We start from the raw sequence: 13,072 nt of genomic DNA on the forward strand, positions 1-13,072 counted from the left end.
GCGGCCGGTCTCAGGCCCGCGCGGCACCCTCCGCCGCCCGCTTCAGCGCGCCGCGGTCCACTCCCATCGCCTCGAGCGCCCGCGCGGCGACACCCTGTTCCATGTCGGCCACGACAGCGACGACATGAGCCCCCACCAGCGGGACGTGATCCTTGCGGCCGGCGGTCAGCGCCCGCATCACCTGCCCGCCGGATGCGGAGGTATGATAGAGGCCGCCACCGGCGCTGCCGGCATCCCCGCGCGGGCCGTGCCGGGGAACCGTCGGTGGCTCGATGCCGATATGACGCAGCGCCTCGTCATACTGGTGCGCGATCGCGTCCCCGAAGGACGAGGCATTCGCGCCGACCTGTGCGAAGGCCGCCCGGGCGGTGCCGTCCGGCAGGTCGAGGGCGGCCAGCATGAAATGCTCCGCGCCCGGCTCCGTCTTCGCGTCGCGTCGGGCATGCAGCTCCGCCTGCCGGCAAAGCATCCTGATCGCGCGCATGCTTTCCAGTCGCTTCCTGATGCCGCCAAACATCGCTGTCTCCTATCGGTGGTCCTCGTCCGCGACTGTCCCCGACAGCCGCTTGTGCGCGGCCTGCCTCGTCACCCCCAGCGCCTGGGCAATTCTCGCCCAGGACCAGCCCTGTCGCAGCGCCGAGGCCACCGCCTGCCGCTCCAGCCTGTCCGCCAGATCCCGCAGGGCGACGACGGCGGCCAGTGCCTTGTCCGGTTCATCGGGGTCGGGCAGCACGCTCGGTTTGTCCATTTGTCAACATTGGTTGACAATGTCGGGCTTGTCAACAAAGATTGACAAGATCGATGACCTGCCGGCATCCGCCATCCCCTCAAACGCGAAAACCGGCCCCCCGCGGGGATGGGGGGCCGGTTTTTCGGGGGGAGGAACACCGCGAGGTCAGGAAGAAGCGGCGTTTGATAATTGTAATATGGGGGTGATGCGGGCCGCTTACAGTGATGGCGGTCACACAATCCGCTTTGCTGGGGGCGAAACCGCCCTAATATGGGGCGGGGCCTGCCGGCCCGGCACGACGGGGCAGTCGTGCGGGGTCCGTTTCCAGTTCATGCGGCATTCATGCCCGGGTCCCGATAATCGCGTCCTTTGAAGACGACAGATCGAGGCGGAACTGATGCTGGAAATCAAGACATTCCTGGAAAACAGCTTTTCCATGGAAGGCCTGGACACCGAGCTGGCCGCCGGGCTCTCCGCCCTGGCGAGGCCGATGTCGGTGAAACCCGGTGCGATCCTGTTCGAGGCCGGCGACCCCGGCAACGGCTGCTACGCCATCCTGGAAGGCTCGCTGAAGGTCTCCATCGTCAGCGTCGAGGGCGACGAGCAGTTGCTCGCCGTGCTCGGGCCCGGTTCGATTGTCGGCGAACTGGCGCTTCTCGACGGGCGGGCCCGCTCGGCCACCGTCACCGCGCTGAAGCCCTCGCGCCTCGCCTTTATCGACAAGTATGCCTTCGAGCGCTTCGCCGACGAGAACCCGGCGCTTTACCGGCACATGCTTTCCATCGTCGGCAAGCGGCTGCGCCAGGCCAACGACGTGCTTGCCGCGCGCTCCTTCCTGCCGCTGCCGGGCCGCGTCGCGCAGACCCTGCTGCAGCTTGCCGACACGTTCGGAAAGCCGGTCGACAAGGACCGCATCCTGATCCACTACAAGCTCTCCCAGGCGGATATCGCCAACATGGCCGGCGCGGCGCGCGAAAACGTCAGCCGTGTGCTCAACGACTGGAAACGCGCCGGAACGATCAGCCGCATATCCGGCTATTACTGCCTGGAAAACCCCGACTGGCTGCGCCGCGCCTCGGCGCTTTGATGAATTTTCAATGACGCTGACGCAGCGTCGAAAAGGACTGCCGCCGTTTTTGTTTCCTGATCCTGCAACAAATGCCGAGGGTTAAGTCCGCGGTAAGGCGAATCCGCTACCGCTTTGGGGAAAGTTCGGGCCCCAAAGTGAGGTTAGGCAATGCGGTTTTCCGACCTGTCGATACGCAACAAGCTCCTGGTCAGCGCCGGAGCGCTGTTCTTTGCCTCGATGATCGGCACCAGCCTGACCGGCTCGCTGGTGATGTCCTCGGCGGCCGAGAAGGCGGCCGAGAGCGAGGCGCGCGCCCTGCTCGATGCCTATGCCAGCGAAGTGTCGGGAGGCGTGTCGCGCTCGCTCACCGTTGCGCAGACGGCGGCCGCGGCCGTCGAGGGGCTGCTCGCCGGCGGCATGGCCGACCGCGACCGGCTCGGCGACCTGATGATCCGCACGGTGGAGGCCAATCCCCAGCTCGTCGGCATGACGCTGGCCTTCGAGCCGAACGGGCTGGACGGGCGCGATGCCGATTTCGTCGGCCACAAGTATTCCGACGCCAACGGCCGCTTCGTCCCCTATTTCTACTTCGGCGCCGACAAGAAGGTGACCGTCGAGCAGCTCGTCATGACCAAGGAAACGGGCACCGAGGGCTGGTACGACATGCCGGTGCGCGAGAACCGTTCGCTGGTCACCCCGCCCTATACCTATCCGATCGACGGCAAGGACGTGCTGATGACCACCATCAGCTGGATCGTGCGCAAGGGCGACAAGCCCGTCGGCATCGCCACCTCGGACCTGGCGCTGACCTCCATCGTCGAGAAGATGTCGGCCCTGAAGCCCTTCGGCGCGGGCGAGGTCAAGCTGGTCGGCGGTGACGACCTGTGGGTCTCGACCTCCGATGCCGCGCTGCTCGGCAAGAAGGTCGAGGATGCCGAGCTTCTCAAGCTGATGCGCGAGGCCACCTCCGGCGCGGCGAGCGCCCATGTTGGAGAGCGTTACCTCGCCGCTGTCCCGGTTTCCTTCCCCGGTGTCGCCGAGCGCTGGTATGTCGCCGTCGATGTGCCCTATGCGGCGATGGTCGCGGGTGCCACCAGCGCCCGCAACACGATGCTTGCCATCGCGCTCGCCCTGCTGGTCGTCGTCGTCGGCATCGTCTGGTTCGGGGCCGGCGCGCTCGCCCGTCCCGTCGCCCGCCTGACCGAGGTGATGGGCCGTCTCGCCGGCGGCGACACCTCCGTCGATGCCGGCATGGAGGAGCGCAAGGACGAGATCGGCGACATGGCGCGCGCGGTCGAGACCTTCCGCGAGAACGCGCTGGAGCGCCAGCGGCTCGAGGCCGCCCAGGGCGAGGACGCGCAGGCCCGCGCCGCGCGCCAGGCCCGCACCGAGGCGCTGATCAGCGGCTTCCGCGACACCGTGCGCGGCCTTATCGGCAGCGTCAGCCAGACGGCCTCGGGTCTCGACGAGACAGCGCGAGAGCTCTCCGCCTCCGCCCATGAAAGCGCGGAACGGGCCAGCGAGACCTCGCAGGCAAGCTCGGCCGCGACCGGCAACGTGCAGACGGTGGCGAGCGCGGCCGAGGAACTTTCCGCCTCCATCGCCGAGATCTCCCGCCAGGTCGGCCAGACCACCCAGGTCGTCGACCAGGCGACCCAGGGCACCCACTCGACCAACGAGAAGGTTGCAGGCCTTGCGGCCGCCGCCAACAAGATCGGCGAGGTCGTCTCGCTGATCCAGGCGATTGCCGAGCAGACCAACCTCCTGGCGCTGAACGCCACCATCGAGGCGGCGCGGGCCGGCGAGGCCGGGCGCGGCTTTGCCGTCGTTGCCGCCGAAGTCAAGGAACTGGCGACCCAGACGTCCAAGGCGACCGAGGAGATCGGGGCCCAGGTCGCGGCGATCCAGGGCTCGACCGGCGAGGCCGTCTCGGCGATCGGCGAGATTGCCCAGATCATGCAGGAAGTGAACGGCTACACCGCCTCGATCGCCTCGGCGGTCGAACAGCAGGGCGCCGCGACGAGCGACATCTCGCGTTCGGTGCAGCAGGCGGCGGAAGGCACCGGCGCGGTCACCCGCAACATGGAGCTGCTCGCCTCGACGGTGGAAAGCACCTCGTCGGCGGCCGGCAACGTGCTCGATGCGTCCGGCGCCATGAGCCGCAACACCGACGCCCTGCGCGAGGAGATCGACCGCTTCCTGACCGATGTCGCCGCTGCCTGAGGCGGCCGCGAGCGCTCCATATGGTCCCACGCGAAACCCCGGCGGGCATCCCCGCCGGGGTTTTCCGTTGCGCGCCTGGAAAAATCGCGGGCGGCGGGCAATTTCCAGCGCGGCGGAATGGCTCTAGGCTTTCTCCCGGACCGATTTTCCGATTCCCCTGCGCAAGGAGACCGCCCGTGAGCGATGCGACCGAGACCCCCAGCGGCGAGCTGACGCTGAGAACCATGGCGATGCCCGCCGACACCAATGCGGCGGGCGACATTTTTGGCGGCTGGGTTCTTTCGCAGATGGATCTGGCGGGCGGCATCGCCGCCGGCCAGCGGGCAAGGCTGCGCGTCGTCACCATCTCCGTCGACCGGATGACCTTCATCCGCCCGGTGCATGTGGGCGACGTGCTTTGCGTCTATTGCCGCGTCATCGGCGTCGGGCGCACCTCGATGAAGATCGGCATCGAGGCCTGGGCGCTGCGTCACCGGCACGGCGAGCGCGAGAAGGTCACCGACGCGACCTTCACCTTCGTCTCCGTCGACGATCAGGGCCGGCCGATCCCGGTTCCGCCCGAGTAGGGAGCAAAGGGCGCGGCCGCGTTGCGGCGACGCAGGCGGCTCCTGAGCCGTCCCGCCAGCTCCGGGTAGCGCGCCGCGATGTCGCGAAACAGCACCTCGTCGACAACGTTCCGGCACCCTCCGGCCCACAGCCCCACCAGGGCCGCCAGCCTGTCGGCCCGTTCCGCCCCGGCGAGGATGTCGCTGTCCGGCCCGCAGCGACCAAAACCCGGGGCGCGCATCCGCAGGCCAACCGCCAGCACCCGCATCTCGGCGAAGGAAATCCGCGTGAGGGACACACACCGGCCGCCGGCCGGCGGAGTGCCGGCTGCGTCGGCTGAGGCGAGAGGTGAAGCGTTCGACATAAAAAATCCTCCATCGGTTTCCCGAGGAGGACTGGCGCGGATCAGACGACCGTTTCGTTGCCGCTTGCGCGGCCACATCCCCAAAACGCGGACCGGTTTGTTCCGGCCTTTCGTGTCAGGGAGACCACCTTGCCCGGTCGGGCAGGTTGGCGAGGGCGCCAGCCCTTCTCTTGATGACGGTTTCGCTATGCCATGATCCGGCGGGCCATGCAAGGCCAAAGCGGCCGGCTCACGCCGCGTCGCGCGGCAGTTCCGCCTCGTCCTCCTCGGCGCGCGGATCCATCGCCAGCGTCTCGGGGGTGGAGAAGCGCACGCCCGAGGCCATGGCGACGAAGTCGTCCTTGTCCTCGCTCGGCAGGGCGCTGCGCTGCGTCATCCGCCACAGTGCGAAGGCGATGAGGCAGGCGTGTGCGGCCGAGGTCACGGCGAACAGCCCTTGCGGCGTCGTCAGCGTCATCATCACGGCGGCAAGCAGCGGCCCGACCACCGAGCCGGCGCCGAACAGCAGCAGCAACCCGCCGCTTGTCTTGAGGAATTCACCCGGCGGCGTGTGGTCGTTGGCATGGGCGACGATCACCGGATACATCGAATAGATCATCCCGCCGAAGGCGGCGACCAGCGCGATGATCACCACCGGCGACAGGGCCCCGCCCAGGCTGAGCGCCGCCCCGAGCAGGCAGCCGGCGCCGGCGATGCCGACCAGCACCAGGCGCCGGTCGACCCGGTCCGACAGCATGCCGATCGGCACCTGGATCAGCGCGCCGGCCAAGAGCGCCACCGACATCATCGTCGCGATGGAGGAGACCGACAGGCCCACCTGCCGGCCGTAGACGGCGCCGAGCGTACCGAAGGCGCTGTTGGAAATGCCGATCAGGAAGACGCCGATCACCGCCACCGGCGAGTTGCGCCACAGTGCCCTCAGGTCGAGGCGCGCCTGCGACAGCGGCTGGGGGGCAGCGGCCGTCGACAGCGCGGTCGGCAGCAGCGCCATGGAATAGATCATCGCGCCGAACACGAAGAACAGGAAACCGGTCGTGTCGCCGAGCGTCAGCAGCATCTGGCCGAGCATCGTCGCGCCGAGATTGATCATCGTGTAGATGCCGAAGATCCTGCCCCGCGTTGACGGGCTGGCGCGCTCGCTCAGCCAGCTTTCCACGACCATGGCGGCACCCGCGAAGCAGAACCCGGAAAGAGCCCGGAGCGGGATCCAGGCGGCCGGGGTCATGAACACCAGGTTGAGCAGCACGACGATGGAGGCGAGCGAACAGAACACGCCGAAGCAGCGGATATGACCGACGCGCTTGACGATCACCGGGGTCAGCAGGCAGCCGGCGACATAGCCGATCGCCCAACCGGTGCCGAGCAGGCCGAGCGAGGTGTCGGAAAACCCTTCGAAGGACCCGCGCAGCGGCAGCAGCAGGCCATGCAGCCCGCCGCCGATCAGCAGCAGCGCCGATCCGACGAGAAGAGCTGCAATGGGAAGGATCTGGGTCATGAAAGGGCCGGCCTGAACGAGGAAACGGGCGATGCTTGCAATATCCGCGGCGGACGCGTCGACGGCGCCGCACGATGCGTTCGCCGCTGGCGCATCCCTCTGCCGGCATTGCGACGGCATGATGGCAGCCTAGCAAAATCTCCAGCGATCACAACATGCTCCCCCGGCAGTCACTCGGCAACAGCGAGGCCGGCCCGCTGCCGCGCCACATGCTCAGGCCGTCACCCCGGACGAGCATCGCGAGATCCGGGGCCCATTCGTTGCCGGAGCGGAAGCGAGGGGGTCGCTGCGGCCGCGTGCCGGCCCGGTACGCCGGCAGCCGCTCCGACCAGTTTCCGGCGACAGCGCAACTCTGCGTGTCTTCAGCAACCGCCTGGAGCCTTCACAGCTGCCGGGGTTGCCAATGGATCCCGGATCAGGTCCGGGATGACGTCCGAGAGGGGGGATGCGCCTCGCGCCCCGCCCGGCCGGTGTAACTTCGGAGGCTGGGATGACGCGGAGCGGGGGGATGCGCCTCGTGCCTCTGCTGCGAGGTTGCCAATGGATTCCCGCTCGGAGGCCGGGATGACCCCTGAGAGGAGGCAAACGCCCCGCGCCTTGCCCGGACGGGCTGTTTCGTCTAGGAAACCGGCACCCTTTCGCGCAATGCCTCCCGCGCCCCTTACGATGGATTCCGACACGCCGATGGCTAAGAACAAACCGTCCAAGCTGAAGGCCCGCCTGCCGCGCGGCTTCGTCGACCGCTCGGCCAGCGATATCCGCGCCACCGAGGCGATGCTGTCGAAGATCAAGACCGTCTACGAGCAGTATGGCTTCGATCCGGTGGAGACGCCGGCGTTCGAGTATACCGACTGCCTCGGAAAATTCCTGCCCGACACCGACCGGCCCAATGCCGGCGTCTTTTCCTTGCAGGACGACGACGAGCAGTGGATGAGCCTTCGCTACGATCTCACCGCGCCGCTCGCCCGTCATGTCGCCGAGGGGATCAACGAGATCCAGCTTCCCTATCGCACCTATCGCGCCGGCTGGGTGTTCCGCAATGAAAAGCCCGGGCCGGGGCGTTTCCGCCAGTTCATGCAGTTCGATGCCGACAGCGTCGGCGCGCCGGGCGTCCAGGCGGATGCCGAGATGTGCATGATGATGGCCGACACGATGGAGGCCCTTGGCATCCCGCGCGGGTCCTATGTCATCCGCGTCAACAACCGCAAGGTGCTCGACGGGGTGATGGAGGCGATCGGCCTTGGCGGCGAGGAAAACGCCGAGCGCCGGCTGACCGTGCTGCGTGCTTTGGATAAAATGGACCGACTTGGCACAGATGGAGTTCTTCAACTCTTAGGAGAAGGCCGTAAGGATCCAAGCGGCGACTTTACTCCTGGAGCACAGCTTTCAGATACGCAAAAGGCCGCTTTCGGCGTTTTCTTGACGTTTAAACCTGCCATACTACACAACTTCTCAGACAAAGACGGCAATGTTCGCCGTGAGCTGAAGAGCATCGCACGCGTTAGTGAAAATGAATTGCGTATCAAGGACGTCGACAATCTAAAAACGATAGAGATCTTTTCGGAAAATCTACCCAAAAACGATCTTGTCCGAGATGGGCTAAAAGAGCTCAGCATTATGGCTGATCTTTTCAGGGCGGCTGGATATGATTCCGCTCAGATCAAGATTGTGACAGATCCCTCCGTCGTTCGCGGTCTCGAATATTACACCGGCCCGGTCTATGAGGCGGAGCTTCTGTTCGACGTCACCAACGAGAAGGGCGAGGTCGTGCAGTTCGGCTCCGTCGGCGGCGGCGGGCGTTATGACGGGCTGATCAAGCGCTTCACCGGGCGCGACGTGCCGGCGACCGGCTTTTCCATCGGCGTCTCGCGGCTGATGACCGCGCTGAAGAACCTCGGCAAGCTGCAGGCCGACGAGGTGCTGCCCCCCGTGCTCGTCACCGTGATGGACGGCGACACGGAAAACCTCGCCCGCTACCAGAAGATGACGCAGGACCTGCGCGCTGCCGGCATTCGCGCCGAGATGTACCAGGGCAACTGGAAAAAATTCGGCAACCAGCTGAAATATGCCGACCGGCGCGGCTGTCCGCTCGCCATCATCCAGGGCGGCGACGAGCGCGCCGAAGGCATCGTCCAGATCAAGGACCTGATCGAGGGCAAGCGGCTGTCCGGCGAGATCGAGGACAATGTCACCTGGCGCGAAAGCCGCCCGGCGCAGGAAAGCGCGCCCGAGACCGATCTTGTCGCCACCGTCCGCCGCATGCTCGCCGCGCAGGCCGAGGACCGGGCGCGCGAAGGTGCGAAGGCGTCGGCCCAAGGGAGGGCCGAATGAGCATCCTGCCACCCTCGCGCCGCTATTCGGAGCTGACGGACCTTTTTTCCGAGGAAGGGTTTCCGCGCGTCGAGCCGGCGGTGCTGCAGCCCTCCAGCCTCTTTCTCGACCTGATCGGCGAGGACATTCGCGGCCGCATGTATCTGGCCAGCGACACGGCGGCGGGCGAGGAACTGTGCCTGCGTCCCGACTACACGATCCCCGTCTGCCGCGCCCATCTCGACGGGCCGGGCGCGACGACGCCGGCGCGCTATTCCTATTGCGGGCCGGTGTTCCGCCAGCGCCGCGAGGGCTCGGGCGAGTTCATGCAGGCGGGCGTCGAATGCTTTGGCCGGGCGGACGAGGCGGCTGCCGATGCGGACATCCTGGCGCTGTCCGCGCGGGCGCTTCATGTGCTCGGCGTCGACGACCTGAAAATCCATATCGGCGACGAGGCGCTCTACCGCGCCGTGCTCGACGGGCTGGACCTTGCCCCGGTCTGGCGGCGACGGCTCGGCGAACTGTTCGGCGAGCGCGACCGGCTGGACGCGGCGATCTCCAACATGAAGGGCGGCACCGGCATCGATGCGCCCGCGACGCCCGCCTTGATGCGCGCGCTGGAGGGCGTCGACCCGGAAACGGCGCAGGCGGCGGTTGCCGAACTGCTCAGCCTGACGGGCCTGCGCCCGGTCGCCGGACGCTCGGCTGCCGACATTGCCGAACGCCTGCTGGAACAGGCGATGCTGGCGACCCATGACAGCGGCACCGACCGCGCCGCCGGGGTGCTGACGCGCTTCCTGGCGATCCGTGGCACGCCGCGCGAGGCGGTGGCGGCGATGCAGCGCTTCGCGGCCGAGACCGGGCTCGATCTTTCCGAGGCGCTGGAGCGCTTTTCCGCAAGGCTCGATGCGCTGGAAGCGGCCGGCGTCGACACGGGCGCGCTGACCTTCGCCGCCGATTTCGGCCGGCGGCTCGACTACTACACGGGCTTCGTCTTCGAGATCCATTCGGCCGCCCGCGCCAGCGCCGGCCAGATCGTCGGCGGCGGCCGCTACGACCGATTGCTCGCCCTGCTCGGCGCCGAGACCCATATCCCGGCGACCGGGTTCTCCATCTGGCTCGACCGGATCTGAAGGCGCCAATGCCATGACCCAAGCTCCCGATACCCGTTCCCGGCCGCTGATCATCGCCGTGCCCTCCAAGGGCCGGCTGCAGGAGAACACGCACGACTTCTTCGCCCGCGCCGGCCTGCCGGTCGGCCGTCCGGGCGGCGCACGCAACTATCGCGGACGGCTCGGCCGGTTCGATGCGGGCGAGGTCGAGATCGCCTTCCTGTCGGCCTCCGAGATCGCCCGCGAGCTGAGCTCCGGCCAGGCGCATCTGGGCGTCACCGGGCTCGACCTGGTGCACGAGACGATCTCGCGGCCCGAGGAGCTGGTGCATGTGGTCACCCCGCTCGGCTTCGGCTTCGCCGATGTGGTGGTTGCCGCGCCCGACGCCTGGATCGATGTTTCGACCATGGCCGACCTCGTCGACGTCGCCTCGCATTTCCGCGCCCGCAGCGGCGCGAGGCTGCGTGTCGCCACCAAATACGTGGCGCTGACGCGGGCCTTCTTCGCGAGCCACGGCCTGTCGGACTACCGGATCGTGGAAAGCGCGGGAGCAACGGAAGGGGCGCCGGCCGCCGGCACGGCGGAGCTTGTCGTCGACATCACCACCACCGGCTCGACGCTTGCGGCGAACAACCTGAAGGTGCTCGAGGACGGCGTCATCCTGAAGAGCCAGGCGCATCTCGTCGCCTCGCTCGCTGCAGAATGGTCGGATGCGCAGCTCGCCGCCGCGCGGGTGATCCTCGACCGGATCGCGGCCGAGGACCGGGCCCGCGGCTTCCGCGAGATCCGCGCGCTGGTGCAGGCCCCGGAACTGACCGCCCGCACGGCGGCCGAGCAGTTTGGCGCCGTCGCGCCCTTCGGCACGCAGGTCGGCCAGCCCCTGCTGCTGCATTGCCCGGCAGGGCGCGCCGCCGATTGCGCGACGCTCCTGCGCGACCATGGCGCGCCGCATGTCAGCGTCACGACGCTCGACTATGTCTTCGGCACCAGCAATCCGCTCTACGAGCCGCTCGCCGCCAGGGTTGCACCGGCGGGCTGAGGGGGGAGGGGCCTCACTCCGCCTCAGTAATGCGGCGGTTTGGTCACCGGCGCGCCGCGCGAGGCGGCGTCCTCCAGTTCCTCGACATGCGCGGCAAGAGCGCCAAGGCGGCGGGTGAGCTTGTCCAGCTGGCCCGCCTGGGCGGTGACCACCTCGTTCAGTTCCTCGACCGTGCGCGTCTGGAAGGCGAGCTGCTCTTCAAGCTGCTCGATGCGGGCAATCGTGTCGCGGTCCATCTCGCTCTTTCCCAAATCTGTTTCGGCCGTCAGCGGCGTCCGGGTTTTCGGGCCGGCGCGCCCGCGGCATCGCCATACCGCTTGCGCTCGCATCTGTCCATGAGGACGGGGGCTGGGGAGATGTGAAGCGTCGCCCCGCTCCGGATGCCACGGGCTCCTGCTCTGCGCTCCGCTCCGGCCGGGATGACACAGGGTGGGAGGCGAGGGCGGACGTCCTTCGTCCGTCGTTGACCTGCCACAAACGAAAATGGGCGGCCCGAGGGCCGCCCATTCCCGTGTTCCAAGCTTTACGGACTTCTTAGAAGTCCATGCCGCCCATGCCGCCGCCCGGCATCGCCGGAGCCGGAGCGTCCTTCTTCGGAAGCTCGGCGACCATCGCCTCGGTGGTGATCAGCAGGCCGGCGATCGAAGCCGCGTCCTGGAGAGCCGTGCGCACGACCTTGGTCGGGTCGATGATGCCGGTTTCCACCATGTTGACGTACTGCTCGGTCTGCGCGTTGAAGCCGAACGTCTGGTCGTCGTTCTCGAGGATCTTGCCGACCACGATCGAACCTTCGACGCCCGCGTTCTGGGCGATCTGGCGGATCGGGGCCTCAAGGGCGCGGAGCACGATCTTGATGCCGGCCATGATGTCCGGGTTGTCGGAGGTGAGGGCCTCGACAGCCTTCTTGGCGCGCAGGAGAGCAACGCCGCCACCCGGGACGATGCCTTCCTCGACGGCCGCGCGGGTCGCGTTGAGGGCGTCGTCGACGCGGTCCTTCTTTTCCTTGACCTCGACCTCGGTCGCACCGCCGACGCGGATCACGGCGACGCCGCCGGCGAGCTTGGCAAGACGCTCCTGCAGCTTCTCGCGGTCGTAGTCGGAGGTGGTCTCCTCGATCTGCGCCTTGATCTGCGAGACGCGGCCCTCGATGTCGGCCTTCTCGCCGGCACCGTCGACGATCGTGGTGTTTTCCTTGGTGATGGCGACCTTCTCGGCGGTGCCGAGCATGTCGAGCGTGACGTTCTCGAGCTTGATGCCGAGATCCTCGGAAATCACCGTGCCGCCCGTCAGGATGGCAAGATCCTCGAGCATGGCCTTGCGGCGGTCGCCGAAGCCCGGAGCCTTGACGGCGGCGATCTTCAGGCCGCCACGCAGCTTGTTGACCACGAGGGTTGCAAGCGCCTCGCCCTCGACGTCCTCGGCGATGATCAGCAGCGGACGGCTGGACTGAACGACGGCCTCGAGGATCGGCAGCATGGCCTGCAGGTTGGAGAGCTTCTTCTCGTGCAGCAGGATGTACGGCTTCTCGAGATCAGCGACCATCTTCTCTGCGTTGGTCACGAAGTAGGGCGAGAGGTAGCCGCGGTCGAACTGCATGCCCTCGACGACTTCCAGCTCGGTCTCGAGCGACTTGGCTTCCTCGACGGTGATCACGCCCTCGTTGCCGACGCGCTGCATGGCGCTGGCAATGTCTTCGCCGATCTGGGTGTCGCCGTTGGACGAGATCGTGCCGACCTGAGCCACTTCGGCGGAGGTGGAGATCTTCTTGGAGCGGGCCTCGAGGTCCTTCACCGCAGCGGCGGCGGCAAGGTCGACGCCGCGCTTCAGGTCCATCGGGTTCATGCCGGCGGCAACCGACTTGACGCCTTCACGGACGATCGCCTGGGCGAGAACGGTGGCGGTGGTGGTGCCGTCGCCGGCGATGTCGTTGGTCTTCGAAGCGACTTCGCGGACCATCTGCGCGCCCATGTTCTCGAACTTGTCCTCAAGCTCGATCTCCTTGGCGACGGAGACGCCGTCCTTGGTGATGCGCGGGGCGCCGAAGGCCTTGTCGATGACGACGTTGCGGCCCTTCGGGCCCAGCGTCACCTTGACGGCATTGGCGAGAATGTCGACGCCGCGCAGCATGCGGTCGCGGGCATCGGTGGAAAACTTGACTTCCTTGGCAGCCATTTTCATGTCTCC

General features: G+C 67.4%; 12 protein-coding genes and 1 riboswitch. Of the genes, 6 read left to right on the forward strand and 6 right to left on the reverse strand.

Going from position 1 to position 13,072, the window contains the following annotated elements:
* Positions 1 to 10: 10 nt before the first annotated feature.
* Together ACQY46_RS08060 and ACQY46_RS08065 are read right to left on the reverse strand one after the other, a co-directional pair.
* Positions 11 to 517: a Clp protease N-terminal domain-containing protein gene (locus ACQY46_RS08060; protein ID WP_428699738.1), complete on the reverse strand. Its 507-nt coding sequence runs from the start codon at positions 515 to 517 to the stop codon at positions 11 to 13.
* Between the two features lie 9 nt (positions 518 to 526).
* Positions 527 to 748: a helix-turn-helix domain-containing protein gene (locus ACQY46_RS08065; protein ID WP_428699739.1), complete on the reverse strand. Its 222-nt coding sequence runs from the start codon at positions 746 to 748 to the stop codon at positions 527 to 529.
* A gap of 379 nt (positions 749 to 1,127) precedes the next feature.
* Here ACQY46_RS08065 and ACQY46_RS08070 point away from each other — a divergent pair, with 379 nt between their 5' ends.
* The 3 genes from ACQY46_RS08070 (at position 1,128) to ACQY46_RS08080 (ending at position 4,588) form a co-directional block, all read left to right on the forward strand.
* The gene (locus tag ACQY46_RS08070) at positions 1,128 to 1,817 is read left to right on the forward strand and encodes a Crp/Fnr family transcriptional regulator (RefSeq protein ID WP_306027024.1); all 690 of its coding nucleotides are present in this window, start codon (positions 1,128 to 1,130) and stop codon (positions 1,815 to 1,817) included.
* Between the two features lie 150 nt (positions 1,818 to 1,967).
* The gene (locus ACQY46_RS08075) at positions 1,968 to 4,022 is read left to right on the forward strand and encodes a methyl-accepting chemotaxis protein (protein WP_428699740.1); all 2,055 of its coding nucleotides are present in this window, start codon (positions 1,968 to 1,970) and stop codon (positions 4,020 to 4,022) included.
* 224 nt (positions 4,023 to 4,246) lie between these two features.
* Positions 4,247 to 4,588, forward strand: coding sequence for an acyl-CoA thioesterase (locus ACQY46_RS08080; RefSeq protein ID WP_428700438.1), 342 nt, complete (start codon positions 4,247 to 4,249; stop codon positions 4,586 to 4,588).
* Here ACQY46_RS08080 and ACQY46_RS08085 read toward each other — a convergent pair.
* Positions 4,555 to 4,866, reverse strand: coding sequence for a hypothetical protein (locus ACQY46_RS08085; RefSeq protein ID WP_428699741.1), 312 nt, complete (start codon positions 4,864 to 4,866; stop codon positions 4,555 to 4,557). The genes ACQY46_RS08080 and ACQY46_RS08085 overlap by 34 nt on opposite strands.
* Positions 4,867 to 4,975: 109 nt before the next feature.
* Positions 4,976 to 5,114: riboswitch (SAM-I-IV-variant riboswitch) on the reverse strand.
* Positions 5,115 to 5,161: 47 nt separating this feature from the next.
* Complete coding sequence (locus ACQY46_RS08090) at positions 5,162 to 6,427, reverse strand: MFS transporter (RefSeq protein WP_428699742.1); 1,266 nt, start codon at positions 6,425 to 6,427, stop codon at positions 5,162 to 5,164.
* 684 nt (positions 6,428 to 7,111) lie between these two features.
* Between ACQY46_RS08090 and hisS the strand changes: the two genes are divergently transcribed.
* The 3 genes from hisS to hisG are packed head-to-tail and all read left to right on the forward strand — an operon-like array spanning position 7,112 to position 10,888.
* Entirely contained in the window at positions 7,112 to 8,758 is a 1,647-nt protein-coding gene (hisS, locus tag ACQY46_RS08095; protein ID WP_428700439.1) for a histidine--tRNA ligase, read from the forward strand.
* Positions 8,755 to 9,870, forward strand: coding sequence for an ATP phosphoribosyltransferase regulatory subunit (locus ACQY46_RS08100; RefSeq protein WP_428699743.1), 1,116 nt, complete (start codon positions 8,755 to 8,757; stop codon positions 9,868 to 9,870). Before hisS ends, ACQY46_RS08100 begins: the two co-directional genes overlap by 4 nt.
* 13 nt (positions 9,871 to 9,883) lie before the next feature.
* A complete protein-coding gene (hisG, locus tag ACQY46_RS08105; RefSeq protein WP_428699744.1) occupies positions 9,884 to 10,888 on the forward strand; it encodes an ATP phosphoribosyltransferase in 1,005 nt (334 codons plus the stop codon).
* 23 nt (positions 10,889 to 10,911) lie between these two features.
* Here hisG and ACQY46_RS08110 read toward each other — a convergent pair whose 3' ends face one another.
* Entirely contained in the window at positions 10,912 to 11,124 is a 213-nt protein-coding gene (locus ACQY46_RS08110) for a SlyX family protein (protein WP_428699745.1), read from the reverse strand.
* A 298-nt stretch (positions 11,125 to 11,422) separates the two neighbouring features.
* Entirely contained in the window at positions 11,423 to 13,060 is a 1,638-nt protein-coding gene (gene groL / locus ACQY46_RS08115) for a chaperonin GroEL (protein WP_306027032.1), read from the reverse strand.
* Positions 13,061 to 13,072 lie beyond the last annotated feature (12 nt).

This window comes from Stappia sp. (assembly GCF_965276915.1).
GTDB lineage: Bacteria > Pseudomonadota > Alphaproteobacteria > Rhizobiales > Stappiaceae > Stappia.

Bases quoted from the DNA above. Each gene is read 5' to 3' on its own strand.
- ACQY46_RS08060 (WP_428699738.1), bottom strand. From the start codon at position 517: ATGTTTGGCGGCATCAGGAAGCGACTGGAAAGCATGCGCGCGATCAGG.
- ACQY46_RS08065 (WP_428699739.1), bottom strand. From the start codon at position 748: ATGGACAAACCGAGCGTGCTGCCCGACCCCGATGAACCGGACAAGGCA.
- ACQY46_RS08070 (WP_306027024.1), top strand. From the start codon at position 1,128: ATGCTGGAAATCAAGACATTCCTGGAAAACAGCTTTTCCATGGAAGGC.
- ACQY46_RS08075 (WP_428699740.1), top strand. From the start codon at position 1,968: ATGCGGTTTTCCGACCTGTCGATACGCAACAAGCTCCTGGTCAGCGCC.
- ACQY46_RS08080 (WP_428700438.1), top strand. From the start codon at position 4,247: ATGGCGATGCCCGCCGACACCAATGCGGCGGGCGACATTTTTGGCGGC.
- ACQY46_RS08090 (WP_428699742.1), bottom strand. From the start codon at position 6,427: ATGACCCAGATCCTTCCCATTGCAGCTCTTCTCGTCGGATCGGCGCTG.
- hisS (WP_428700439.1), top strand. From the start codon at position 7,112: ATGGCTAAGAACAAACCGTCCAAGCTGAAGGCCCGCCTGCCGCGCGGC.
- ACQY46_RS08100 (WP_428699743.1), top strand. From the start codon at position 8,755: ATGAGCATCCTGCCACCCTCGCGCCGCTATTCGGAGCTGACGGACCTT.
- hisG (WP_428699744.1), top strand. From the start codon at position 9,884: ATGACCCAAGCTCCCGATACCCGTTCCCGGCCGCTGATCATCGCCGTG.
- ACQY46_RS08110 (WP_428699745.1), bottom strand. From the start codon at position 11,124: ATGGACCGCGACACGATTGCCCGCATCGAGCAGCTTGAAGAGCAGCTC.
- groL (WP_306027032.1), bottom strand. From the start codon at position 13,060: ATGGCTGCCAAGGAAGTCAAGTTTTCCACCGATGCCCGCGACCGCATG.